This window comes from Jidongwangia harbinensis, assembly GCF_020216025.1.
GTDB classification, from domain to species: domain Bacteria; phylum Actinomycetota; class Actinomycetes; order Mycobacteriales; family Micromonosporaceae; genus Actinoplanes; species Actinoplanes harbinensis.
In genome coordinates this window covers 122,825-146,800 of sequence record NZ_JAIWNC010000026.1, presented here as the reverse complement: position 1 = coordinate 146,800, position 23,976 = coordinate 122,825, and the positions used below count along the sequence as shown (strand labels likewise).

Genomic DNA, 23,976 nt, shown 5'->3' with positions numbered 1-23,976 from the left:
CGCCTGAGGTCCCGGCCGTTTTGCCTGGTCACACCGGCAACGACCGTTTCGCCCGGACACCCCGGGTGAGCTTGGTCTCAGCGCTGACGCAGTGTCACAGCCAGCCCGCACGCTTGAGGCGGCGGTGCAGGAGCACCGCGGCGACGGCCATCAGCGCGAGCACGCCGGGGTAACCGTACGTCCAGGTCAGCTCCGGCATGTGCTCGAAGTTCATGCCGTACACCCCGGCGATCGCGGTCTGCACCGCGGCGATCGCGGCCCACGAGGCGATCTTGCGCATGTCGTTGTTCTGGTCGATGGCCACCTGCGCCAGCCGCGCCTGCAGGATCGAGTTCAGCAGATCGTCGAATCCGGCCACCCGGTCCACCGCCCGGGCCAGCCGGCCGCGCACGTCGACGAAGTACGGCCGCAGCACCACCGGCAGGTCGGCCTGGTCGAGCATCCGGTGCAGCGGTTCCTGCAACGGCAGCACCGCCCGCTTGAACTCCACCATCTCGCGCTTGAGCTGGTACATCTGCGCGATGCCGGGGGAGCGGTCGGGCACGAACGCGGCCTCCTCCAGCCGTTCCAGGTCGCGTTCCACATGCCCGGCCACGTCCAGGTACCCCTCGACCATGGCGCTGCACACCGCGTACGCCACCGACCACGGCCCGGCGTCCAGCAGCGTCTTCCGCTGCTCCAGCCCCTGGCGCACGTGCCACAGCGCGCCGGGGGCACCGTGCCGCACGGTGATCACGAAGCGGTCGCCGATCAGGACCGTCACGTCACCGGTGTCCACCACCTCGGACGTCTCGGTCAGCGTCTCGTGCTCGATGTACCGCGCGGTCCGCAGCACCAGCCGGGTCACGTCGCCGATGCTCTCCGCCACCGGCCGGTGTCCGCCGACCGCGGACTGTTCCGCGGTCAGCTCGTGCAGCCGGAACTCGCGGGCCACGGCACGCATGGTGGCGGCGTCCGGCTCGTGCAGGCCGAGCCAGACGAACGCGTCGCGGTGCCGCCGCACGTGCCGGGCCGCCTCGGCGTAGTGCAGCGCGCCGGGGCGGCGCACCCCGTCGGCGTAGACCGCGCAGTCCACCACCGCGTCCGTGGCACCGCGCCGCGGCGACGGTTCCGGCCGGCCGCCGGTGCCGGTGAGGCTGTCGATGAGCCGGCCCAGGGGCCGGGTCACCAGGTCCGTCAGCGCCGGCGGGGCGCTCTGCGCCCGCCGGCGCGGTAACCATCGAAACATTCGCCCGACCTCCGGTTCCGCTCGTCCGCGGAGAAAGGTATCGGTGCCGGGCATCCGCCGCCGCCAGGCGCGCAGCGCGGTCTCAGTCCGAGCGTTGCATGGCCCGGACGCCCACCCACAGGCCGAGCGCGCCGACCCCGGCCGCCGCCAGCGCCCCGGTGAGCGTGGTCGACGCCCAGATGTCGCCGTTGAACAGCGCGCGCTGGGCGTCCACCACGTAGGTGAGCGGGTTGAACGCCGACATGGTCCGCAGCCACCCCGGCCCGCCGTCGATCGGCAGCAGCATGCCGGCCAGCAGCAACAGCGGGAACAGCAGGGTCTGCTGCACGGTCCAGAACAGCCACTCCTGGTTCTTCGCGGCCAGTGCCAGGGTGTACGACAGTGCGCCGAGGCCCAGGCAGAACACGGCCAGGATGACCATGCCGAGCACCGCGCCGGCCAGGTTGAGCCGGAACCCGAACGGCAGGCAGACCACCACGATCAGCGCGGCCTGCGCGACCATCGGCACGATCTCCTTCAGCGCCCGGCCGAGCAGCAGCGCCGGGCGCCGCAGCGGGGTGACCAGCATCCGTTCGTGCGAGCCGGTCTGGATCTCGAAGAGCAGGTTGGACCCGGTCATGGACGTCGCGAACAGGCAGGACATCACGATGATGCCGGGTACGAACCACTGCAGTGCCGAGCCGCCCGCGACGTCCGGCAGCAGCGGTGCGAACAGCCCCAGGAACACCAGCGGCTGCACCATGCTGAACACGACGGTGAACGGGTTGCGCAGCACCGGGCGCAGCTCGCGGCTGAACACGGTGTGGGTGTCGGTGACGAGCGATGTCATGACTCAGGCCTCCACGAGTTCGTCGGTGCGGGTGGACCCGGTCTCGGATCCCGGTGCGGCGCCGCCCTCGCGCAGGCTGCGGCCGGTCAGGTTGAGGAAGACGTCGTCGAGCGTGGGCCGGGTGACCTCCACCTCGGTCACCCCGACGCCGGCCGACCGGAGATCGTCGAGGATGCCCGGGACCAGCCGGGGCGCGCCCGGAACCGCGATCTCCAGCCGGGGTCCGTACCGGTGGACCCGTCCCACGGTGAGCACCGACGCCGCCCGCGCCGCGTCCGTCTCGTGGTCGAAGCCCAGCGTGATCCGGTCACCGGCGTGTTCCGCCTTCAGCCGTTCCGGGGTGTCGTCGGCGATGACCCGGCCGTGGTCCACCACGATCACCCGCTCCGCCATCGAGTCGGCCTCGTCCAGGTAGTGCGTGGTCAGCACGATCGTCGTCTCCTGCCGGGCCCGCAGCGCCAAAATGTGTTCCTGCAGGTTGGCGCGGTTCTGCGGGTCGAGGCCGGTGGACGGCTCGTCCAGGAAGAGCAGCTCCGGCGCGTGGATCAGGCCCATGGCGATGTCCAGCCGGCGGCGCTGGCCGCCGGAGAGCGTCGAGACGGTACGGTCCGCGACCTCGCCGAGCCCGAGGGAGTCGACCAGTTCGGCGGCCCGCCGGCGCGCCGCCGGAGCCCGTAGCCCGTACGCCCGCCCCTGGCTGATCAGCTCGTCCCGTCCGCGCTGGCTGTGCGCGGCACCGTTGCCCTGACCGATGTAGCCGATCCGCTGCCGGACCTGGCGCTGCTGTCGCACCACGTCGAATCCGGCCACCCGGGCGGAGCCGGCGGTGGGCGGGATCAGCGTGGTCAGCATGCGCAGCGTGGTGGACTTGCCGGCGCCGTTCGGGCCGAGCAGCGCGACCAGCTCACCGGGCGCCACGGTGAGGCTGATGCCGTCCACCGCCCGCACGTCCTTGAAGTGCTTCGTCAGCTCCTGCGTCTCAATCATGAGATTGACGGTAGAAACCGTTGCGGCCACATTCTGACCTTAATGCGGGAGAATCTGGAGTCATGGCGAACACGAGTGCCCGGATGCTGCGGTTGCTGTCCCTGCTGCAGACGCACCGCTACTGGCCCGGTGGCGAACTCGCGGACCGGCTCGAGGTCAGCCCGCGCACGCTGCGCCGCGACGTCGACCGGCTGCGCGAACTCGGCTATCCGGTCGACGCCAACCGCGGGGTGGCGGGCGGCTATCAGCTGCAGGCGGGCGCCGCGGTGCCGCCGCTGCTGCTCGACGACGAGGAGGCGGTCGCCATCGCGGTCGGACTGCGGACCGCCGCCGCCGGTGCGGTTGCCGGCTTCGAGGAGACGTCGGTGCGCGCGCTCGCCAAGGTGATCCAGCTGCTGCCCCCGCGGCTGCGCCGCCGCATCGACGCGCTGCAGGCGATGACCAGCCCCGGCGTCTTCGGCGGTGGGCCCACGCTGGACGCCGGCGTGCTCACCACCATCGCGATGGCCTGCCGCGGGGAGGAACGGCTGCGCTTCGGCTACGCACCCCGCGACGGCGCTTCCGCCGCGCGACATGTCGAGCCGCACCGGCTGGTCTCGCTCGGCCGCCGCTGGTACCTCATTGCCTGGGACCTGGACCGCGGCGACTGGCGCAGTTTCCGGGTGGACCGCCTGAGCGAGCCCGCGCTGACCGGCGCGCGTTTCCGCCCCCGCGACATCCCCGGCGGCGACCCGGTGGCCTGGATGCGGTCGCGGCTGGCCACCATCCCGAACCGGCACGACGTCGCGGTGCTGATCGAGGCCCCGGCCGCCACCGTGCAGGCGCACGTCGGGCAGTGGGGCACCGTGGAGCCCGTCGAGGGGACCGGATGCCGGCTGCGGATGAGTGTCGACGACCTGAGCTGGCCGGTGATGGTGCTGGGCGCGCTCGGCGCCGGTTTCACCGTCGAGTCACCGCCGGAACTGCGCACCGCGGCCCGGCGGGCGGGCGAGACACTGCTGGACGGCGCGACCCGGCCGGCCTGACCCCGCGCGGTTCCGCGGGAGCGCGGATCGGCGCCCCCGTGGCGCCGATCCGCACCCGTGACGCTATCGGCCGCCTACGACATTTTTCGGCGCTCCACATCGGACCCGGTCACCGGTTTCCGCCGGTCCCGGGAAAATGTCGTAGCCGGACGGCAGGATGCAGGTCATGACCACGCTCGGCGCCATCGCCCTTCCGCAGAACCCGCCGGAGACCCTGCCCGCGCTCGCCCGCGCCGCGGACGAGGCCGGCCTCGAGGAGTTCTGGATCTGGGAGGACTGCTTTCTGCACAGCGGCGTGGCCGCGGCCGCGGCGGCCCTGGCCGGCACCGGCCGGGTCCGGGTCGGCATCGGCATCCTGCCGGTCCCGTTCCGCAACGTCGCGCTCACCGCGATGGAGATCGCCACGCTCCGCCGGCTGTTCGGCGACCGGGCCATGGTCGGCGTCGGGCACGGCGTGCAGGACTGGATGGCCCAGGTGGGTGCCCGGCCGGCGTCCCCGATGACCCTCCTGCGGGAATACGTGACCGCCCTGCGCGCCCTGTTGCGCGGCGAGACGGTCACGGTCACCGGGAGGTATGTCAACCTCGACGGGGTCCGCCTGGACTGGCCGCCCGACCCGCCGCCGGAGCTGCTGATCGGCGCCACCGGGCCCAAGACGCTGCGGCTCTCCGGCGAGCTGGCCGACGGCACCATCCTCACCGCCGGCACGCCGCCCGACGGGGTGCGCGCCGCCCGCGGTCACATCGCCGCCGACGACCACCGGGTGGTGGTGTTCCTGCAGACGGCGACCGGCCCCGGCGCGGCGGCCCGGCTCACCGACGAGGTCGGGCTGGCCGGGGACGCGGCCACCATCGCGGCCGGGGTGCGGCGCTGGGCCGAGGCCGGGGCCGACGCGGTGATCCTGCAGCCGACCGAGGACGAGCCGGATCCGGCGGGTTTCCTGCGGTTCGTCGCCCAGGAGGTGCGGCCGCTGGTCGACCAGGGCGTGTCATGACGTGCGGGCCGCGGCGACTCGGACGCGGTGTCCCGGCTGCCGGGTGGGTTCGCCGCTAGGTTGTCCGGCATGCCGATTTCGCCGTACATCGCAGCATTGCGCCGGGACGTGGGCCACGGCCTGCTCCTGCTGCCCGGCGTGACCGCCGTCGTCTTCGACGACGCCGGCCGCCTGCTGCTGGGGCAGCGCGCGGACAACCGGGAATGGTCGCTGATCGCCGGCGTGATGGACCCGGGGGAGCAACCCGCCGAGACCGTGGTGCGCGAGGTGTACGAGGAGACCGCCGTGCACGTGGTCCCGGAGCGGGTCACCAGCGTGTTCACCCAGCCGCCGAGCACGTACCCCAACGGCGACCGGTGCGAGTACGTCGACATCTCCTTCCGCTGCCGCGCGACCGGCGGCGAGGCCCGGGTCAACGACGACGAGTCCCTGGCCGTGGGGTGGTTCACGCTGGACGACCTGCCGCCGATCGGCCCGCTCACCCGGCAGCGCATCGAGTGGGCGTCGGCGCCGGCCACCTGGTTCCAGCTTCCGGACGACGGTCACCGGCCCGGCCCCGGCCGGCCGTGAGCGGACCGCGCCGCGGCATCACGGCAGCGCGCGTACCCGGATGTGGTCGTCGTGCCAGTCGTTGCCGACCAGGAACCGCTTCGTGCCGGCCAGCGCGAACCCGTGCTTCTGGTAGAACCGCGCCGCCCGCCCGTTCTGCTGGTTGACCCCCAGCCAGCACCACTTCGCCCCGCCGGTCACGGCCTCCGCCAGCGTCGCCGCCATCAGGGCGCCCGCCGCCCCCGACCCGTGGCTGTCCGCGAGCAGATAGAACTTGCTCAGCTCGACGCTCGCCGTCTCGTCCACCACGGCCCGCACGTCCGGGTCCGCGATCGGCCCGGCGACGAGCATCGAGTAGCCGACCGGCACGCCGTCCGCCTCCGCGATCAGGACCGTGCGGGCCGGGTCCGCCAGGTACTCATGGAAGCGCTCCCGTGACAAATTAGCGACGATGAATTCGTCGATGTCGGCCTGCGCGGTGCTGGACGGACAGGCCAGAGCGAACGTACGAGAGGCCAGCTCATGAAGGGTTTCCGCGTCTTCCGGCTGGGCCCGGCGGGTGCTCATCGGCATGCCCGAGACGATAGCCGGGAGCCGGTTCGGGCGACCGTGTGCACCCGCAAATCGGAAACAGGCCTTAGAGTCGCTCCGTGCGAGAACTAGGCGACGTCATTCCCGTCCCGGCCGAGGTGCGGCCGGATCCGGCCGCGACCTTCACGATCCACTCCGGTACGGCGATCTGCACGCCCACCGAGTCGGTGGGGCTGCTGCTCGCCGAGGTGCTGCGCTCCGCGACCGGGCATCCGGTGCCGGTGAGCCCGACCGCCGGCGCCATCGTGCTCCAGCTCGAGGACGTGGACGGCGGTCCCGAGGCGTACGTCGTGGACGTCGCCCGGGATCTGCTCACCGTGCGGGCGAACACCGAGGCGGGCCTGTTCTCCGCGGTGCAGACGCTGCGCCAGCTCGTGCCGGTCAGCGGGACGGGCGACGTGACCGTGCCGGGCGGGCGGATCGCGGACCGGCCGCGGTTCGCGTACCGGGGCGTGATGCTCGACGTGGCCCGGCACTTCTTCACCGTCGACGAGGTGAAGTCCTACCTCGACGTGATCACCCAGTTCAAGATCAATCACCTGCACCTGCACCTCACCGACGACCAGGGGTGGCGGCTGGAGATCGCCGGCTGGCCGCGCCTCACCGAGGTGGGCGGCGGCCCCGGCACCGGCGTCGACGGCGCCGGCCCCGGCTTCTACACCCGGGAGGAGTACGCCGACCTGGTCGCGTACGCCGCCCAGCGGTACGTCACGATCGTCCCGGAGATCGACATGCCCGGGCACACCAACGCGGCGCAGGTGGCCTACCCGGAGCTGACCTGCGACGGCGTTCCGGTGGCGCCGCGCACCGACACCGAGGTCGGGTACAGCTCGCTCTGCGTCGGGCTGGACCGCACGTACGAATTCCTCGAGGACGTCATCCGCGAGGTGGCCGCGCTGACCCCGGGGCCGTTCCTGCACATCGGCGGCGACGAGGCGCAGGCCACCAGCGCGGAGGACTACCGCACCTTCATGGACCGCGTGCTGCCGCTGGTCACCAAGTACGGCAAGCGCGCGGTGGGCTGGCACGAGATGGCCTCGGTCGAGCTGCCCGGCGACGCGGTGCCGCAGTTCTGGCGCGTCGAGACGGCCGACGAGGGCACCGCCCGCGCGGTGACCCGTGGCAACCAGGTGATCATGTCGCCGGCCGACCGGGTGTACCTGGACATGAAGTACGCCGAGGACAGCCGGCTCGGCCTCGACTGGGCCGGCCGCATCGACGTGGAACGCTCCTACCGGTGGGATCCGGCGGCGCGCCTGCCCGGCGTCGGCGAGGAGGCGCTGCTCGGCGTCGAGGCGCCGCTGTGGTCTGAGACGCTGCGCAGCATGGCCGACGTGCAGACGATGACCTTCCCGCGGCTGCCCGCGATCGCCGAGATCGGCTGGTCGCCGCGCGGGGCGCGGGACTGGGAGTCGTTCCGCCACCGGCTGGCCGCCTTCGGGCCGCGCTGGACCGCGCAGGGGATCGCGTTCCATCCGTCGCCCGAGATCGACTGGCTCTAGAACTCGAAATCTTCCTTAATTCTTGTCCCGTCGGCACCGTGTCGTCGCAGCTCACCGGCCCTTTCTCGGCCTGGGCGGCGGAACCCGGCGGGTGCCCTGCCGTGGCGAGAGCCACGCCGCCACCTACGCTTTCCCCAGCTCGGGTACCGCGTGGTCGAGGTGAGGAGCGCAGCGTGGGCGGTGGTGTCAGGCCGTGGCTCTCGGCCGCGATGCTGGCCGGATTCCTGCTCGTCGCCGGACTGCAACTGGCGCTGGTCGTGGTGCCCGTCCTGCTGGTCCTCGCTCTGCTGCCGGGCACGGTCGCGTTGCGCCTCGGGCTGCCGCTGTGCATCGCGACGGTCGGCGTGATGGCGTACGCCACCTGGCGTGCCCTGCGCACCCGCCGCGCCGAGCCGGCCGGCGTGCCGGTGCCGCGCGCCGACGCCCCGCACCTCTGGTCGCTGGTGGACGCGGCGGCGGCCGCAGCCGGGGTACCCGCCCCGGACACCGTTGTCGTGGTGGTCGAGGCCACCGCCGCGCTCGCCGAACGGACCCGCCTGCTCGGCCTGGTCGGCGGGCGCCGCGATCTGTACGTCGGCCTGCCCCTGCTGCAGGCCTGGGACGACGGGCGGCTGCGCGCGGTGGTGGCGCACGAGCTGGCGCACGGTTCGCCGATGCTGGGCCGGTGGGCGCCGCTGGCGTACCGCGGGCGGGTGGCGGTGGGCCGGACCGTGCCACGGATCTCCAGGCGTAACCCGGCGGCGCCGCTGCTGCGGGCGTACGCGAACTGGTACCGCCGGGTCGACGCGCCGGTGAGCCGGGCGCAGGAGCTGGCCGCGGACCGGATCGCCGCGGACTTCGCCGGCGCCGCGTCCGCGTCCGCGGTGCTGCGCGACGGCCCGGCGCTGGAGGGGGTGCAGCGCCTGTTCTACGCGGAGTACCTGGGTCCGGGCTGGCGGGCCGGGCACGCGCCGGACGACATCTTCGGCGGCTTCCTGCGGGTGCTGGCCGCCCGGGTGGACGACCTGGCGGCGCTGCGCGCGCGGGAACCGGCCGCGCCGGCGCCGTGGGACACCCACCCGCCGGTGCCCGAGCGCCTGGCCGCCCTGGCCGCCGCCACACGGCCCGGCCCGCCGGCAACGTCCGCCGTCAGCGGCCCGGGAGCGCCGGCAACGTCCGCCGTCAGCGGCCCGGGAGCGCCGGCAACGTCCGCCGTCAGCGGCCCGGGAGCGCCGGCAACGTCCGCCGTCAGCGGCCCGGGAGCGCCGGCAACGTCCGCGGCCGGTGGGTCGGGCCCGCCGGGTGCGGCCGCAGGAGCGGGGACGGACGGGCCGCCGGACGGTTCGCGGACGGAACTCGTACCTGATCTGCCTGGTCTGGGCCGGGCGCTGCAGGCGGTCGCGTTCCCGCCGCGGGGACGGGCCGTGGTCGGCTGGGACGAGTTCTTCGGCGCCGCCCGCACCGCCGAGATGGAACGCGAGGCCGACGCGGCGCTGGGCACCCTCACCAGGGCGGCCGGCACGCCCATCGCCAACGCGGGGGACGTGCTGGTCCTGGCGGCCGACGGGCGGCTGGGCAAGGTCGCCGAGACGATCTTTCCGGGCCTGCCGCCGGACGAGACGGTGGCCCGCATCGCCGAGCTGATCACGCTGCTGCTCGCCCTGGCGGCGCTGCGCAGCGGCGCGGCCCGGTGGCGGCACAGCTGGACCGGCGCCGCGGAACTGGTGTCGCCGGACGGCGGTCACCTCGACCTCGGTGGCCCGGCGGCCCTGGCCACCGACCCGGCGACCGTCGACCAGGCGTACGCCCGGCTGACCGCGCTGGGCATCGACCCGGCCGCGGACGGCGGGGCCACCCGGACCGGGGTACGTGCCGAGGTGGTCAGCGGCGTGGTCAACCTGGTGGTTGACGGCAGCCGTACCGACCTGTTGATCTCGGACACCGGGCTGTTCCTGGTGCCGGGGCTGCCGCGGTCGCAGAACGGGTCGGCGAAGCGGCGGCTGGCCCGGTTCGCGGCGGCGGACCTGCGTCGCAACGATCCGGAGCTGGGTGGGCGGTTCGTCCCGTACGCCGAGGTGGCCGCCGCGGCGCAGACCCGGCGTACCCCGAAGTCCTGGGATCTGAGCCTGCGCGACGGCCGCACCCTGACCCTGCGCACCGCGCTGGACTCCGACGAACTGCCGGGCGGCTGGGCCGCCCTGGACAACGCGGTGGCGTTTCTCGCCCGCGGCAGATGATGCGGCGTGAGTCACCCGTTCGGACACTGAGATCACTGAACCAATCGGGCGTCTCGTCCGTGCTGGTAAAGAGACGGTCACATCTCGGACGATCGAGTCACCGGGCAGTGACTTCAGGTCACACTGGGATCAGATGTTGTTCGCTTTATCTCTGCGCTAATTGGGTAGAAGAAGCCCCAGCGAGACAGCGATCATCGTCATGACAGGGGGGAGGGGCGTCCGATGGAACGGGGACCTTTGGCGCTCTTCGGAGCCATCGTGGCGGTCGGGCTGGGCCCGGCGCTGTGGCTGGGCGCGCAGTTCGGCAACGTGACCGTGTCGCCCGGCAAGGCACCGACAGTGATCAGTGAGCAGCAGCCGGATGTCGGTGGCCGGGCCGGTGCCGCCCCCGACGAATCGGCGACCAAGCTGGAGACCAAGCCGCGGGCGGAGATCAAGCCGCTGTCCGACCGGCCGTCGCCGCGTCCGTCCCGGAGCGCCACCAGCACGGCGCCGGAGCCGGAGCCGGACCCGACGACCGAGCCGCCGGCGACGACCACGGAACCGACTCCGACCGACGAGCCGACCACGCCGCCGACCGAGAACACCACGGAGCCGGCCGACCCGACGCCCAGCGACGACGAGAGTGACCCGGTCACGGAGCAGGAACCGCCGCCGCCGGATCCCGGCACCAACGCGGCCGGGACCGGTCCGGTGCTGGCCGGCACCTGAGCGCCGGGTCAGTCCACCAGGTAACGGGCGGCCAGGCCGGACGCCGTGGCGGCGAACTGGTCGCGCAGCTCCGGCGGCCCGAGCACCTCGGCGTCGGCGCCCAGCTTCAGCAGTTCGACGTGGCCGTGCCGGATCGACTCGATCGGCACGGTGGTCTCCAGCCAGCCGTCGGCGTCCGGTTCCCCGGCGCAGGCAACGGCCACCCGGGACATCTCCGGCGGGAACAGGAACGCCATCCGGCGCAGCGCGTCCGCGGTCATCCGTACCGTGGCGGAGCCGGTGTAGACGCTGCGCTCGAACCGTTCCGTCCACTCGGCCCAGAACGTGGTGAGGTCGAAGTCCGCCGGACGCCGCACCGGCTCGTCCAGCACCACCGCCTCCAGGATGTTCGCCACCCGGTACGCGGTCACCCGGTCGTCCGTGGCGGCCACCAGATACCACCGGCCGGCTTTGAGGACCACACCCAGCGGTACGAGGGAACGACTCACCTCGCGCGGCGCCTTCCACCGGCGGTACCGCACCGACAGCCGCCGGTCGCTCCACACCGCGTCGGCGACCGTGGCGAGGTGCGGGGTGGGTTCGTCGCCGCGGAACCAGCCGGGCGCGTCGAGGTGGAACCGTTCGCGGAGCCGCCCGGCCCGGCCGGCCAGTTCGTCCGGCAGCGCGGCACGCAGTTTCAGCTCGGCCGCGGCCAGCACGGATCCGAGTCCGAGTTCGGCGGCCGGACCCGGCATCCCGGCCAGGAACAGCGAGCCGGCCTCGTCGCCGGTGAGGCCGGTCAGCCGGGTGCGGTAGCCGTCGAGCAACTGATATCCGCCGGTGGGACCACGGTCGGCGTAGATCGGCACGCCGGCCGCGCCCAGCGCCTCCACGTCGCGGTACACCGTGCGGACCGAGACCTCCAGTTCGGCGGCCAGCTGGTCCGCGGTCATCCGCCCCCTGGTCTGCAGGAGCAGGAGAAGGGAGACCAGCCGGCCGGCGCGCACACCGGAACGGTAGCGCCTGATCCTGACGGGTGAGGTCAGGAACAGGCGCCGCGTCGCGCGGTCCTTACAGGTCGAGAATGCGGTTCAGCATCTCGCGGTAGCCGCGCAGTTCCACCCGCAGCTTCTCGGTGTCGTCGTGGTCCCCGGCGAGCTTCGCCTTCTGCTCCTTGAGCGCCGCGGCCAGCCGGTCGGCCGCCTCGTCGACCAGCCCGGCCGCCTCCGCGGTGGCCTCCTTCGGGCTGTCCACGAAGCGCAACTGGACATCGCGCCAGCGGTCCCGGAACGACTGGGCGTCCGGGCCCGCGAACAACGCCGCCACGGCCGGCTCGGCCACCGAGCCGGGCTTGCCGGCCACCTCCGCCTCGGCCGCCGTGTCCGTGTCCGTGCCGGTGTCCTTGTCCGCGTCGAGCGTCTGACCGGTGGCCGGGTCGACCACCGTCGGGTCCGCGAACCCGCCCTCGTCCTTGATCGCCTCGTCGGCGGCCCGGTCCCCCGTGCCGGTCCGGTCGGCCGCGTCGGTCCGGTGGCTGTCGTCGGTCCGGTCGGCCTGGTCGGTCGCGTCGGCCTGGTCGGTCGCGGCAGCCCGGTCGGTCACGGCGGCCTGGTCGGCCGCGTCGGTCCGGTCGGCGTCGGCGTCGGTGTCCGCGTCGGTGGCGGTGGCGGTGGCGGTGTTGGCGGGGTCGGTGTCGGCGGTCCGGTCGCCCTCCGGTGCCAGCGTCCGGCCGGTGACCGGGTCGACGACCTTGGGGTCGTCGAAGTCGCCCTCGTCGCGCAGCGGGGCCGCGGACGCCGTGCCGGTGGCGCCGGTCAGCGACGTGTCCGGCGGCGTGGTGTCCTCCACGGTGTGCGCCTCGCCGCCGTCCGTGCGCGCCTCGCCCTTCACCTTCGGGTCCTCGAACGAGCCCCGGTCGTCCAGGGCGACATCGACCACGTCGTCGGGGCCGCCCCGGTGCGAACCGGCCGTGGGCAGCTTCTCGGTGTCGTCGTTCACCGCACCGTCGCCGGGCGCGACGCCGCGGTCGTCGCCGACCCCGTCGTTCGCCGCGGACTCGCGGTCGGTCGCCTGCCAGGTGTCGTTGGCCGGGTTGGCGACCGCGGAGGCGGCCACGGCGCCGCCGACGGTCGACGCGCCGAACGCGGTCGGCTGGGGACCGGGCTCGTGGAACGGCGGGGCGTCCTCGTCGGCCGGGGCGGACGACCACGGCGAGCCGGCCCGCTGCTGCGGTACCGCCACCGGCTCCGACTGCACCCGGTCCGGGTGGTCGTCGTGCGCCTGGGCCGGGTTCTCCTGTTCGGCCCTGGCCGGCACGTCGACGTCCTGGTCGTTGCTGGATTCCTTGCTCTCGTTGGAGAAGAAGCGCATGGTCAGGTCTCCTCAGCGGCTGGCGGCGTCCGGGCGGCTGCCCGGGGCGTCGGTGTCATGGTCGGTGGCGGTCGGAACCGGGTTCTCGCCGAGCAGGTCGGCGAAGAGCGCGCGGTAGTGCACCAGGGCCTGCCGGAGATCCTCGGTGCTCGCCTCGCCGCGCTCACTGCGCCGGCTGATCTCGTGAGCGTCACGGTAGTGCCCGAGCGTGCGGGCGTGCTCCACGGAGAGGTTGGCGAGTTGCTCGTCGTAGTCCCCGGTGGGGTAGCCGCGTTCGGCGATCAGGCGGGTGGTCAGTTCGTCCGCGGTGCCCACGGCCTGCTCGGGGCTGTCGACGAACTGGATCTGCACCTCTTCCCAGGCCGCCGAGTACTGCGCGCGGGACTCCGGCGACAACTCCTTGAGGGACAGCTCCGCGTGCCGCTTCTCCCGCTCGCGCAGTTCCTTCTCGGCGTCGGTGCGGTTGCCGCTGTCGGCCACCACTCGGTCGTACTCGGGTCCGAAGGTCTTCTGCAGTTTGCGGCGCCGGGAGGCGCGCACCGCGAGCAGGGCGACGGCGATGATCACCAGCAGGACGACGATGAGGACGATGACTTGCCCTGTGGACATGGGTTCCTCCTTCTTCACCGGCAGGTATGCCCACGAAGAGGTGTCCGTCAATCACGCACCGCGGCACCAGCGTAAACTGGAGTCATTCCAGAAAAGCTGCCCAAGGAGCGTCGATGACGAACTCGGAACCGAGGTCCGTGCTGACCACCCGGCAGGGCCACCCCGTGCACAACAATCAGCAGCAGCGGACCGTGGGCCCACGTGGTCCGGCGACGCTGGAGAATTACCACTTCCTGGAGAAGATCAGCCACTTCGACCGCGAGCGCATCCCGGAGCGGGTCGTGCACGCCCGCGGCTTCGTGGCACACGGTGAGTTCGAGGCGTACGGCACCATCGGCGACGAGCCGGCCAGCACGTACACCCGCGCCAAGCTGTTCCAGGAGAAGGGCCGCAAGACCCCGCTCACCGTCCGGTTCTCGACCGTCATCGGCGGCCGGGACTCCTCCGAGGCGGCGCGTGACCCGCGCGGCTTCGCGGTGAAGTTCCGCACCGAGGACGGCAACTGGGACATGGTGGGCAACAACCTGCAGGTCTTCTTCATCCGGGACGCGATCAAGTTCCCGGATGTGATCCACTCCCTCAAGCCGGACCCGGTCACGTTCCGGCAGGAGCCGAACCGGATCTTCGACTTCATGTCCAACACGCCGGAGAGCATGCACATGCTCACCTGGCTGTTCTCGCCGTACGGCATCCCGGCCAACTACCGCACCATGCGCGGCTCGGGGGTGAACACGTACCGCCTGGTGAACGCGCGGGGCGAGGGTGTGCTGGTCAAGTTCCACTGGCTCACCCAGCAGGGCGAGCACAACCTGACCGAGGCGCAGGCCGCCGAGATCCAGGGCCGGGACCTGGGTCACGCGTCCGCCGACATCTACCAGGCGATCGAGCGCGGCGACTTCCCGCGGTGGGAGCTCAACGTGCAGATCATGAGCGACGACGAGCACCCCGAACTCGACTTCGACCCGCTCGACGACACCAAGATCTGGCCGCGGGAGGACTTCCCGTACCTGCCGGTGGGCATGATGACGCTGAACCGCAACATCACCGACCACCACAACGAGAACGAGCAGATCGCGTTCGGCACCGGCGTGCTGGTCGACGGCATCGACTTCTCGGACGACAAGATGCTGGTCGGGCGCACCTTCTCGTACTCCGACACGCAGCGCTACCGGGTCGGCCCGAACTACCTGCAGCTGCCGGTCAACCGGCCCCGCGAGGACGTCGTGGTCAGCACCAACCAGGGTGGCGGCCAGATGTCGTACGGCGTGGACAACCGCGGCGCCAACCCGCACATCAACTTCGAGCCGTCCTCGGTCGCCGGCCTGCAGGAGGCCGACGAGAGCTACCGGGAGTACCGCCCGTTCGTCTCCGGCCACGTCGTGAAGGCCCCGATCGAGCGGCAGAACAACTACGCGCAGGCCGGTCGCCGGTTCCGGGAGATGGACGACTGGGAGCGCGACGACCTGATCCTCAACCTCACCACCCTGCTGGCCCAGTGTGACAAGCACATCCAGGAGAAGATGGTCTGGCACTTCTCGCAGTGTGACGAGGACTACGGCCGGCGCGTCGCCGAGGGCCTCGGGATCAGCGTCATCTGAGCATCTTGGCTGCACCCGCCCGGACCGGCCACGACCGGTGCCGGGCGGGTGCGGGCGTGCCAATCCGGGCGTCAATCAGGACAAACGATCACCATCTCGGACGGCCTCGAACTGGCTGGATGAGCTTCCGTTACGTATTCTGCCGAAGGCGCTCGCAGCCCGAACGGCCCTCCATCCCCGTGTCGGCGACCGGACGGGGTGACGGAGCGCCGGTCCCTGCCGAACCCCTCGGGCGGAGCCTGATGAGAACCCGCAACTGGTCGATCCGTTCGAAGATCGTGGCGTTGGTGGCGGTCCCGCTGACCGCGCTGCTGGCGTTGTGGGTGTTCGCCACCACGCTGACCGTCGGGCCGGCGTTCAACCTGCTGTCCGCGAACACGCTGCTCGACACGGTCGGCACTCCGGGTGAGGTGCTCGTCGCGGAGTTGCAGCGGGAACGCCGGCTGTCCGTGCAGTTCCTGTCCACCGTGAGCGCCCCGGACGCCGCCACCGGCGCCCCGCCCGCGCTGGCCACCCAGCGGACCGTCACGGACCGGGCGATCGGCGACTTCCGCCGCAGCGCCGGCGGCGGCGACGCGCAGGACGCGGCGAGCGAGACGCTCCGGGCCCGGGTCCAGCAGATCATGGCGGACCTGGACGCGCTGCCCGCGAACCGGACGTACATCGACGGGCGCCAGGTCGACCCGATCGGCACCCACGGCCTCTACAGCAACATCATCGACACCGCGTTCCAGATGTTCTCCGCCATCTCGACGTTCCGGGACGACCGGGTGGACCGGGAGGCCCGGGCGCTCAACTCGGTCGGCCGCGGCCGGGAGTACCTGGCCCGCACGGACGCCATGCTGGCCGGCGCGAACACCGCGGGACGGTTCAGCGCCGAGGTGCGTGACGAGCTGATGCAGTCGGTGGCCACGTCCCGGTTCCTGCTCAGCGAGGGCGTCGACGACCTGCCGGCCGCCGACCGGAGCGCGTACCAGCAGCTCAGCAACGGTGAGGCGTTCGACCGGCTGGGCACCCTGCAGAACACGCTGATCCGGGAGAGCCGGCCGGGCGAGCCGTCACCGGTGTCGGCCGAGGCCTGGCAGCCCGCGTACGACCGGACCGTGCAGCAGCTGCGCGCGTTCGAGCTGAACGCCGCGGACGCACTCGCCGACCGGACCGTACCGGTGGCGGTGAACATCCTGGTCCGCCTCGCCATCGCCGGCCTGCTCGGCCTGACCGCGCTGATCATCTCGGTTTTCGTGTCGGTGCGGGTCGGCCGGTCCATCGTCGGCCGGCTGCGCCGGCTGCGCGGCGAGGCGCTGGAGATGGCCGACGAACGGCTACCCACCGTGGTACGCCGGCTGCAGCGCGGCGAGCAGGTCGATGTGGACGTGGAGACCCCGCCGCTGGAGTACGGCAAGGACGAGATCGGCCAGGTCGGACACGCGTTCAACGAGGTCCAGCGCACCGCGGTGCAGTCCGCGGTCGAGGAGGCCGGGGTCCGTCGCGGCATGAACGAGGTCTTTCTGAACATCGCCCGGCGCAGTCAGACCCTGCTGCACCGCCAGCTCGCGCTGCTCGACAAGATGGAGCGCCGGGAGACCGGCCCGGACGAGCTGGAGGATCTGTACCGGGTCGACCACCTGGCCACCCGCATGCGCCGGCACGCCGAGGACCTGGTGATCCTGGCCGGCGCCGCGCCCGGGCGCGGCTGGCGCAACCCGGTACCGGTGATCGACGTGGTGCGCGGCTCGATCAGCGAGGTGGAGGACTACAAGCGGGTCGACATCCTCTCCGTCGAGGGCACGGCGGTGCTCGGCCGGGCCGTCGGTGACGTCATCCACCTGCTCGCCGAGCTGCTGGAGAACGCCGCCTCGTTCTCGCCCCCGCACACCCGGGTGCAGGTCACCGGCCAGGTGCTGCCGACCGGGTACGCGATCGAGATCGAGGACCGCGGGCTGGGCATGTCCGCCGAGGCGGTCGACGAGGCCAACCGCAAGCTGCTGGAGCCGCCCGACTTCGATCCGTCGGACAGCGCCCGGCTCGGCCTGTTCGTGGTGGCTCAGCTGGCCAACCGGCACGGCATCCGGGTCTCGCTGCGGCCGTCGGCGTACGGCGGGATCACCGCGGTCGTGCTGATCCCGGGCGAGCTGATCACCGCGGCGCCCGGCCCGGCCCCGGCCGACCAGGCGTGGGACCGGCCGACGGCGCGCGGCGGCGCGGCCGCGCTCCGCCCGGCGCCGGGCGGCGTGGAGTGGCAGGGCGGCCGGTCGCTGGGCGAGGCCCTGAGCGCGGTGACCATGGCGCTCAACGGCACCGCACCGGCATCCGGCCCGCCGGCCGACGGACCGGCCGGCGCAGCGGGCTCCGGGCGGCCCACCGCGGGCGGCGCCTTCGACCTCCCCGTAGCCGGGCCGCGGACACCGGTCGGTGGTCCGTCGCCCAGCACCGTCGCCGAGGGCCTGACCCCGGACGGCCTGGTGCAGCGCCGCCGCACCGTGCCCCGGGGCCCCGCACCGACCGGCCCCGCATCGACCGGCCCCGCATCGACCGGTCCGGCGCCGACCGGTCCGGCGCCGATTGGCCCGGCATCGACCGGCCCGGTGCCGACCGGCCCCGCTCCGGCTGGCCCGGCGCGGATTGGCCCGGCACCGACCGGCCCGGCATCGACCGCCCCGGCCATGCCGGCGCAGCGCGCCGGGGGACCGGCGGCGGCGCCGCCCGTCCCGGCGGGAGGATCGTCCGCGGAGGAGCAGCCGACCACGGCGGAGGGTCTGCCGCGCCGGGTCCGGCAGGCCAGCCTGGCGCCGCAACTCCGCGGCGGCCCGGCCGAGGACCAGCGCGAGACCCAGCCCACGCGCTCGCCGGAACAGGTGCGCAGCCTGATGAGCGCACTGCAACGCGGCACCACCCGCGGCCGGCTGGCGGCCGCGGGACTGGATCCCGACAGCAATGCGGCCGACGCGGCCTTTGCGGAGGCGGCTACCGTCAGCATTCCGGTCGTACGGGATCGAACGGACTCGACGGGCAACGACGCCCGGGACCGGCACGGCACGAGTGGTTCCGGCACCGCCGGGACCGGCGACCGCGGTGCGCAGTTCCCTGACAACGATGTGACCAGGCCCGAGAAGGACGCATAGTGGCACAGACGAACCAGACCGCGAACCTCACCTGGCTGCTCGACGACCTCGTCGAGCGGGTCCCGACGGCACGGCAGGCGGTGGTGCTGTCCGCCGACGGCCTGATGATGGGCGCCTCGCGCGGGCTGGGCCGCGACGACGCCGAGCATCTGTCCGCCATGGCCGCCGGGTTCCAGAGCCTGGCCAAGGGCGCGAGCCGGCACTTCCAGGCCGGGCCGGTGCGCCAGACCGTGGTCGAGATGGAGTCGGCGTTCTTCCTGGTCACCGCGGCCGGCCAGGGGACCTGTCTGGCGGTGCTCGCGGACAGCGACGCGGACCTCGGGGTGATCGCGTACGAGATGGCCATGCTGGTCACCCGGGTCGGCGAGTTCATGGCCGCGCCGGAACGGTCCTCGGTGTTCGGGTCCGATGCCGGCTGACCGGTTCGGGGGGCCGGACACTCCGGGCCGTCCGGAGGACCAGGCGGCGGTCACCGCCCGGGCCACGCACGACTGGCTGGACCACGACGCCGGGCCGGTGGTGCGCCCGTATGCGATGACCCAGGGCCGGGTCGCCCCGAACGGCGGCGAGTTCGACCTCGTCGCGTTCGTGGTGGCCACCATGCCGGACGCCCTGCCGTCGCCGCACCTGCTGCCGGAGCACCACGCTATCGTCGCTGCGTCGTGGGAACCGATCTCGGTGGTCGAGCTGGCGTCCAAGCTGGACCTGGCCATCGGGGTCGTCCGGGTTTTGCTCGGTGATCTACGCTCGGCAGGGCTCATTTCGTTGTACGAACCACCAGCGGCCTCGCAGCCGCACGACGTCGACGTACTCAAGGCGGTTGTCAATGGTCTCCGTGCGCTCTGACCGTGACAGTGCGGACTCGCGCATCCCGGTCGCGCTGAAGATCCTTATCGCCGGCGGCTTCGGCGCGGGCAAGACCACCATGGTCAGTTCGGTCAGTGAGATCCGGCCACTGCAGACCGAGGAGGTCCTCACCGGCGGCGAGGGCGCGGACGACACCTCCGGCGTGGAGAGCAAACGCACCACCACCGTGACCATGGACTTCGGCCGCATCACCATCACCGAGGACCTGCAGCTGTACCTGTTCGGCACGCCCGGGCAGGACCGGTTCTGGTTCCTCTGGGACGAGTTGTCGCAGGGCGCTCTCGGCGCCGTGGTGCTCGCCGACACCCGCCGGCTGGCCGACTGCTTCCCATCCATCGACTACTTCGAGCAGCGCGGTACGCCGTTCGTGGTCGCGGTGAACACGTTCGACCCGGAGCACCGGTTCGGCGCCGACGCGGTAGGCCGGGCGCTGGATCTGGATCCGGACGTGCCGGTGGTGGTTTTCGACGCCCGGCAGCCGGCCGCCGCGCGTAACGTGCTGATCGAACTGGTCGAGTACGTGGCTCGCCGGCAGCTCGCCGGGGCCGGCCGGCGATAGCACGCCGCTCCGGGGTCCCGCCGGGCCGGTGGCCTGCTTCTGGTTGGATCAGCATGTGACCGTGCAAGGGGAATACGTCTTCGTCGGGTGCTACACGGGCGAGACCGGGGGTGAGGGCGACGGCATCGCGTTGCTGCGCCGGGACCCGGCCACCGGTGCCCTGACCCGACTGGGTGTCGCGGCCCGGACGCCGTCGCCCTCGTTCCTGACCCAGCATCCGGCATTGCCCGTGCTGTACGCGGTGAACGAGCTGGACCACGGCACGGTCACCGCGTTCGCGGTCGGCGTGGACGGCTCGCTGACGCTCCTGGCGGTACGGAGCACCGGCGGTCAGCACCCGTGTCACCTGGCGGTCACCCCGGACGGCCGGCACCTGCTCGCCGCGAACTACTCCAGCGGCAGCGTGTCCGTACACCCCTTGGATCCGGACGGCGCCCCGGCCGAGCGGTCCGACCTGCTCCAGCTGGCCGGTTCCGGCCCGGACCCGGACCGGCAGCAGGGCCCGCACGCGCACATGGTGTCGCCGGACCCGAACGGGTCCGGCGTGCTGATCGTCGATCTCGGGTCGGACCGGGTGTGGCGGTGCCGGCTGGACCCGGTCTCCGGCCGCCTCACCGAGCTGGCGCCCGCGGTGGAGGCCGCGCCCGGCACCGGTCCGCGGCACCTGCTCCGGTCGGCGGGCGGCGCGCTGTTTTTGGTCGGCGAGCTGGCGGCGGACCTGACCTGGTACCGCCCGGGCCCGGACGGCTGCCTGGCCCGCGCGGGCGGTGTTCCGGTGAGCACGATCGACGGCCTGGACTGCCCGTCGGAGCTGACCACCGGCCGGGACGGGCGCTTCGTGTACGTCGCCAACCGGGGCCCGAACACGGTCTCCACGTTCGCCTGGAGCGATGACCGGGCCACGCTGATCGCCGAGGTGCCGACCGGCGGGGACTGGCCCCGGCACATGGCGCTGCTGGGAGATCACCTGTACGTAGCCAATGAACGTTCACACACCGTGACGATCTTCCGGATCGACCCCGAAACGGGCATCCCGCATCCGCAGGGCGACCCGATCGCCGAGCCGAGCCCGACCTGCGTTCTGCGCTGGCATCCGGTTGTTATGGTGAAATGACGCCGAGATCAACACTGGCCGCAGGCGAACGGTCACGTTATGTGTGCGCGATGAACAGAAATTACCAATCCGAGTAATTTTCGTCCGAACGTATATGGCATTCAGGTCTGTCGGTGCGCAGTATGGAGCGCGTGTCAGGCCGCCATCGCAGAAACTTCAACTTCAGAGGCGCAGGTGTCGTCGGAGCCGCGATGGCAATCGTCGTCGTTCTCGCCGGCACGTGGCTCGGGTATCAGCGCCTCGCCGACTCCGGTTGCACCGGCTCGGTCCGGCTGACCGTCGCCGCGGCACCCGAGGTCGCGCCCGCCGTCGAGCAGGCCGCCCAGCGCTGGATCACCGATGGTGCCAACGTCAACGGCACCTGCGTCGCGGTCAACGTCAGCGGGGTCAATCCGGCGACCATGGCCGCGGCGGTGGCCCGGGAGCACAAGGTCGGCCTCACCGGCGTCGGTTCCGCGCCGCAGTCGGTGACCGTGCCCGACGTCTGGATCGCCGACTCGTCCACCTGGCTGCTGCGGCTGCGGTCGGAGGCGTCCGGATTCGTGCCCACCGACGGCAAGTCGATCGCGCGCAGCCCGGTCGTGGTGGCCATGCCCGAGCCGGTGGCGCAGAACTTCGGCTGGCCGGACAAGAAGCTGGGCTGGAAGGACCTGCTCGCCACGATGACCAAGAGCAGCACGGTCCGGACCGGCATCGTCGACCCGACCCGGGACGCCGCCGGACTGTCCGGCCTGCTCGCCCTGGCCAGCTCGGCCGGTGCCGACGCCACCGGGCAGAAGGCCCGGGTGAGTGCGCTGCGCGCGCTGGCCACCGGCTCGTCCGCGCTGCGCGACGACCTGCTGCAGAAATTCCCGCGGTCGCTGGACGCCGCGGACATCGCGCAGAGCCTCAGTGCCGCGCCGCTGTCCGAGGAGGACGTCATCGCGTTCAACGCGGAGCGTCCCCCGATCAAGCTGGCCGCGCTCTACCTGGAGCCGCAGCCGGCGGCGCTGGACTACCCGTTCGCGGTGATGCCGGAGGTCGACCTGCAGAAGTCGGCCGCCGCCACCGGCCTGCGCCAGGCGCTGCAGCAGAGCGCGTTCAAGAGCGCGCTGGCCACGGCCGGTCTGCGGGCCGCCGACGGCACCGCCGGGAACGGCTTCAGTGCCCCGGTGGGTGCGCCGGCCGCCACCCCGGCGACCGCCGCGCCGGCCGCCTCGGAAGGCTCGCAGGGCGGCACCGCCGCGGCCGGGCTGGACGCCGGCGCGATCACCCAGGCGCTGGGCGGCTGGGCCGCGGTCACCCTGCCCGGCCGGGCGCTCGCGGTGTTCGACATCTCCGGCTCGATGAAGACCCCGGTGCCGTCCGCGGGCGGCCGGACCCGGGCACAGGTCACCCAGATCGCCGCGGCCCAGGGGCTGGCGCTGTTCGACGACAAGTGGGCGGTCGGCGTCTGGTTGTTCTCCACCGAGCTGGTCGGCAAGCGACCGTGGCGGGAGATCGTCCCGATCAGCCCGCTGACCTCGGCGCGGGCGCAGCTGCAGGCCTCCATCGGGCAGATCCGGCCCAAGGACAACGGCGACACCGGCCTGTACGACACCGCGCTGGCCGCGTACCGGAACGTGCAGGACAGCTGGGAGGGCGGCCGGGTCAACTCGGTGCTGCTCTTCACGGACGGCAAGAACGAGAACAAGGACGGCATCAACCGGACTCAGCTGGTCAACGAGCTCAAGCGGCTCAGCGACCCGAAGCGGCCGGTGCGCCTGGTGATCATCGGTATCGGTAACGAGGTCGATCGCCGGGAACTCGAGGCGATCACCGCCGCGACCAAGGACGGCGACGTGTTCATCGCCGAGGACCCCGCCCGGATCAGCGAGATCTTCCTGGAGGCGATCTCGTCCCGGTCCGGCGTGGCCCGCTGACCCCGCGAACGGTCTGACGGCCGCCGTACCCGTCCGGGTGCGGCGGCCGGTCAGCCGGGGCCGGTCCAGTCCAGGCAGACCGCCACCGCGTCGTCCTCCAGGTCCGCGTCGCCGAGGAACGTGCGCAGGTCGCCGAGCAGCGAGCGCACCGCCTGCAGCGGCGCGAGCGAACCGGAACGACGGACGAAACGGTGCAGCGCGGTGTCGCCGTACCGGCCCGGGCGGCCGGCCGCGTCGACGATGCCGTCGCTGACCACCACCATCCGGTCGCCGGCCGCCAGCCGGAACCGCTGCGGGGTGTACTCCGAGGACTCGAACATGCCGAGCGGGAACTGCGCCTCCAGCGTCTGGTCCAGCACCTCGCCCTCGTGCAGCACCATGAGCTGCGGTGAACCCGCGTCCACCGCCTGGACCGCACCGGTCGACAGGTCCAGCTCCAGCATCAGCGCCGCCACGTGCGCCTCCCCGCGGTGCTGCGCGAACACCGCCTGGTCCGCCAGCGCGGCCTGGTCGGCCAGGTCCAGCCCGGCGCGGCGGGCGTTGCGCAGGGCGTACGTGGTCAGCGAGGTGAGCAGCGCCGCGGACATGCCCTCGCCCATCCCGCCCAGCACGGTGAGGTACAGCCGCCCGTCGTGCTCGGCCCAGTCGAAGCTGTCCCCGCGCACCGCGTACGACGGTTCGAGCTGACCGGCCAGCTGGAACGCGGTGCCGATCCGGCTGCGCCCCGGGAGCAGTTCCCACTGCAGTTCGGCGGCCAGGGTGAGCCGCCGGGTACGGGCCGCGGTCATGTACCGGTCGGTGCCGGAGGCCGCCGACTGGAGTTCGTGGGCCAGCAGCGTCGCGCACTCGGCCAGCTCGGCGCGCAGGTCGGCGTCCCCGGTCACGCCGGAGCAGCGGAGCACGCCGATCCGTTCGCCGCGGGCGGTGACCGGCAGGTAGGTCACGTGTCCGGCGCGTACCTCGGCCTGATGGTCGAAGCAGCGCCACGCCGGATCGCCGGGGCGGGTCGCCGGCGAGCCGCTGAGCAGCGGCAACAGTGCCGCCAGGCGGTAGTCCACCAGCAGCAGGTCGGTTTCCGGAACGCCGTACTCCTTGTCGAGGGCCACGCCGAAGCACTCCACCACGGAGTCCGCCGGGGCACTCGTCAATGCACGACGGACCGCGATCACACGATCCGACACGTTTTCTCCCTCTTCGGCATGCTCAGCCGTACGGGTAGTCTCTG

21 protein-coding genes are annotated in these 23,976 nt (G+C 72.6%); 13 read left to right on the top strand and 8 right to left on the bottom strand.

All coding sequences use genetic code 11. From position 1 onward, the window contains the following. Window positions 1-94: 94 nt before the first annotated feature. From LDL48_RS28940 to LDL48_RS28930, 3 genes are all read right to left on the bottom strand, one after another. Complete coding sequence (locus LDL48_RS28940) at window positions 95-1,228, bottom strand: magnesium and cobalt transport protein CorA (protein ID WP_225258391.1); 1,134 nt, start codon at window positions 1,226-1,228, stop codon at window positions 95-97. Between the two features lie 82 nt (window positions 1,229-1,310). Further along, window positions 1,311-2,057: an ABC transporter permease gene (locus tag LDL48_RS28935; protein ID WP_225258390.1), complete on the bottom strand. Its 747-nt coding sequence runs from the start codon at window positions 2,055-2,057 to the stop codon at window positions 1,311-1,313. Window positions 2,058-2,060: 3 nt separating this feature from the next. After that, complete coding sequence (locus tag LDL48_RS28930) at window positions 2,061-3,044, bottom strand: ABC transporter ATP-binding protein (protein ID WP_225258389.1); 984 nt, start codon at window positions 3,042-3,044, stop codon at window positions 2,061-2,063. A gap of 62 nt (window positions 3,045-3,106) precedes the next feature. On the opposite strand from LDL48_RS28930, the gene LDL48_RS28925 reads away from it, so the two are divergent. The 3 genes from LDL48_RS28925 to LDL48_RS28915 all read left to right on the top strand — a co-directional run bounded on the left by LDL48_RS28925 (window position 3,107) and on the right by LDL48_RS28915 (window position 5,633). Then, on the top strand, window positions 3,107-4,069 hold the full coding sequence (locus tag LDL48_RS28925; protein ID WP_225258388.1) for a helix-turn-helix transcriptional regulator: 963 nt from the start codon (window positions 3,107-3,109) through the stop codon (window positions 4,067-4,069). Between the two features lie 166 nt (window positions 4,070-4,235). Beyond that, entirely contained in the window at window positions 4,236-5,063 is an 828-nt protein-coding gene (locus tag LDL48_RS28920) for an LLM class flavin-dependent oxidoreductase (RefSeq protein WP_225258387.1), read from the top strand. Between the two features lie 69 nt (window positions 5,064-5,132). Next, entirely contained in the window at window positions 5,133-5,633 is a 501-nt protein-coding gene (locus LDL48_RS28915; protein ID WP_225258386.1) for an NUDIX hydrolase, read from the top strand. Between the two features lie 18 nt (window positions 5,634-5,651). Here the strand turns inward: LDL48_RS28915 and LDL48_RS28910 are convergent, their stop codons facing one another. Continuing rightward, on the bottom strand, window positions 5,652-6,185 hold the full coding sequence (locus LDL48_RS28910; protein WP_225258385.1) for a GNAT family N-acetyltransferase: 534 nt from the start codon (window positions 6,183-6,185) through the stop codon (window positions 5,652-5,654). 77 nt (window positions 6,186-6,262) lie between these two features. On the opposite strand from LDL48_RS28910, the gene LDL48_RS28905 reads away from it, so the two are divergent. From LDL48_RS28905 to LDL48_RS28895, 3 genes are all read left to right on the top strand, one after another. Next, complete coding sequence (locus LDL48_RS28905) at window positions 6,263-7,705, top strand: beta-N-acetylhexosaminidase (RefSeq protein WP_225258384.1); 1,443 nt, start codon at window positions 6,263-6,265, stop codon at window positions 7,703-7,705. 173 nt (window positions 7,706-7,878) lie between these two features. Then, entirely contained in the window at window positions 7,879-9,921 is a 2,043-nt protein-coding gene (locus tag LDL48_RS28900; RefSeq protein WP_225258383.1) for a M48 family metallopeptidase, read from the top strand. A gap of 222 nt (window positions 9,922-10,143) precedes the next feature. Then, a complete protein-coding gene (locus tag LDL48_RS28895; RefSeq protein WP_225258382.1) occupies window positions 10,144-10,632 on the top strand; it encodes a hypothetical protein in 489 nt (162 codons plus the stop codon). Window positions 10,633-10,640: 8 nt separating this feature from the next. On the opposite strand, the gene LDL48_RS28890 is transcribed toward LDL48_RS28895, so the two are convergent. The 3 genes from LDL48_RS28890 to LDL48_RS28880 form a co-directional block, all read right to left on the bottom strand. Continuing rightward, the gene (locus tag LDL48_RS28890) at window positions 10,641-11,618 is read right to left on the bottom strand and encodes a helix-turn-helix transcriptional regulator (RefSeq protein WP_225258381.1); all 978 of its coding nucleotides are present in this window, start codon (window positions 11,616-11,618) and stop codon (window positions 10,641-10,643) included. 64 nt (window positions 11,619-11,682) lie between these two features. After that, window positions 11,683-12,981: a hypothetical protein gene (locus LDL48_RS28885; RefSeq protein ID WP_225258380.1), complete on the bottom strand. Its 1,299-nt coding sequence runs from the start codon at window positions 12,979-12,981 to the stop codon at window positions 11,683-11,685. A gap of 12 nt (window positions 12,982-12,993) precedes the next feature. Continuing rightward, the gene (locus LDL48_RS28880) at window positions 12,994-13,590 is read right to left on the bottom strand and encodes a hypothetical protein (RefSeq protein WP_225258379.1); all 597 of its coding nucleotides are present in this window, start codon (window positions 13,588-13,590) and stop codon (window positions 12,994-12,996) included. Window positions 13,591-13,703: 113 nt separating this feature from the next. Here LDL48_RS28880 and LDL48_RS28875 point away from each other — a divergent pair, with 113 nt between their 5' ends. The 7 genes from LDL48_RS28875 (at window position 13,704) to LDL48_RS28840 (ending at window position 22,751) form a co-directional block, all read left to right on the top strand. Then, window positions 13,704-15,188, top strand: a complete 1,485-nt coding sequence (locus LDL48_RS28875; RefSeq protein WP_225258378.1) for a catalase — start codon at window positions 13,704-13,706, stop codon at window positions 15,186-15,188. A 242-nt stretch (window positions 15,189-15,430) separates the two neighbouring features. Further along, window positions 15,431-18,310: a sensor histidine kinase gene (locus LDL48_RS44260; RefSeq protein ID WP_272493100.1), complete on the top strand. Its 2,880-nt coding sequence runs from the start codon at window positions 15,431-15,433 to the stop codon at window positions 18,308-18,310. Beyond that, a complete protein-coding gene (locus tag LDL48_RS28860) occupies window positions 18,307-18,729 on the top strand; it encodes a roadblock/LC7 domain-containing protein (protein ID WP_225258412.1) in 423 nt (140 codons plus the stop codon). The genes LDL48_RS44260 and LDL48_RS28860 overlap by 4 nt, the downstream gene beginning before the upstream one ends. Beyond that, a complete protein-coding gene (locus tag LDL48_RS28855; protein WP_372472213.1) occupies window positions 18,719-19,156 on the top strand; it encodes a DUF742 domain-containing protein in 438 nt (145 codons plus the stop codon). Before LDL48_RS28860 ends, LDL48_RS28855 begins: the two co-directional genes overlap by 11 nt. Further along, window positions 19,137-19,736, top strand: a complete 600-nt coding sequence (locus tag LDL48_RS28850) for a GTP-binding protein (RefSeq protein ID WP_225258377.1) — start codon at window positions 19,137-19,139, stop codon at window positions 19,734-19,736. The genes LDL48_RS28855 and LDL48_RS28850 overlap by 20 nt, the downstream gene beginning before the upstream one ends. 55 nt (window positions 19,737-19,791) lie before the next feature. Continuing rightward, window positions 19,792-20,850: a lactonase family protein gene (locus tag LDL48_RS28845; RefSeq protein ID WP_225258376.1), complete on the top strand. Its 1,059-nt coding sequence runs from the start codon at window positions 19,792-19,794 to the stop codon at window positions 20,848-20,850. A 191-nt stretch (window positions 20,851-21,041) separates the two neighbouring features. After that, window positions 21,042-22,751 carry a VWA domain-containing protein gene (locus tag LDL48_RS28840; RefSeq protein ID WP_225258375.1) on the top strand — a complete coding sequence of 570 codons (1,710 nt, stop codon included), beginning with the start codon at window positions 21,042-21,044 and terminating at the stop codon, window positions 22,749-22,751. Between the two features lie 50 nt (window positions 22,752-22,801). On the opposite strand, the gene LDL48_RS28835 is transcribed toward LDL48_RS28840, so the two are convergent. Beyond that, on the bottom strand, window positions 22,802-23,932 hold the full coding sequence (locus LDL48_RS28835) for a PP2C family protein-serine/threonine phosphatase (protein ID WP_225258374.1): 1,131 nt from the start codon (window positions 23,930-23,932) through the stop codon (window positions 22,802-22,804). Window positions 23,933-23,976: the final 44 nt, after the last annotated feature.

Coding starts and splice junctions, on each gene's coding strand:
- LDL48_RS28850 (WP_225258377.1), top strand. CDS start 19,137: ATGGTCTCCGTGCGCTCTGACCGTGACAGTGCGGACTCGCGCATCCCG.
- LDL48_RS44260 (WP_272493100.1), top strand. CDS start 15,431: ATGAGAACCCGCAACTGGTCGATCCGTTCGAAGATCGTGGCGTTGGTG.
- LDL48_RS28925 (WP_225258388.1), top strand. CDS start 3,107: ATGGCGAACACGAGTGCCCGGATGCTGCGGTTGCTGTCCCTGCTGCAG.
- LDL48_RS28840 (WP_225258375.1), top strand. CDS start 21,042: ATGGCAATCGTCGTCGTTCTCGCCGGCACGTGGCTCGGGTATCAGCGC.
- LDL48_RS28940 (WP_225258391.1), bottom strand. CDS start 1,228: ATGTTTCGATGGTTACCGCGCCGGCGGGCGCAGAGCGCCCCGCCGGCG.
- LDL48_RS28885 (WP_225258380.1), bottom strand. CDS start 12,981: ATGCGCTTCTTCTCCAACGAGAGCAAGGAATCCAGCAACGACCAGGAC.
- LDL48_RS28880 (WP_225258379.1), bottom strand. CDS start 13,590: ATGTCCACAGGGCAAGTCATCGTCCTCATCGTCGTCCTGCTGGTGATC.
- LDL48_RS28915 (WP_225258386.1), top strand. CDS start 5,133: ATGCCGATTTCGCCGTACATCGCAGCATTGCGCCGGGACGTGGGCCAC.
- LDL48_RS28895 (WP_225258382.1), top strand. CDS start 10,144: ATGGAACGGGGACCTTTGGCGCTCTTCGGAGCCATCGTGGCGGTCGGG.
- LDL48_RS28920 (WP_225258387.1), top strand. CDS start 4,236: ATGACCACGCTCGGCGCCATCGCCCTTCCGCAGAACCCGCCGGAGACC.
- LDL48_RS28910 (WP_225258385.1), bottom strand. CDS start 6,185: ATGCCGATGAGCACCCGCCGGGCCCAGCCGGAAGACGCGGAAACCCTT.
- LDL48_RS28935 (WP_225258390.1), bottom strand. CDS start 2,057: ATGACATCGCTCGTCACCGACACCCACACCGTGTTCAGCCGCGAGCTG.
- LDL48_RS28855 (WP_372472213.1), top strand. CDS start 18,719: ATGCCGGCTGACCGGTTCGGGGGGCCGGACACTCCGGGCCGTCCGGAG.
- LDL48_RS28930 (WP_225258389.1), bottom strand. CDS start 3,044: ATGATTGAGACGCAGGAGCTGACGAAGCACTTCAAGGACGTGCGGGCG.
- LDL48_RS28875 (WP_225258378.1), top strand. CDS start 13,704: ATGACGAACTCGGAACCGAGGTCCGTGCTGACCACCCGGCAGGGCCAC.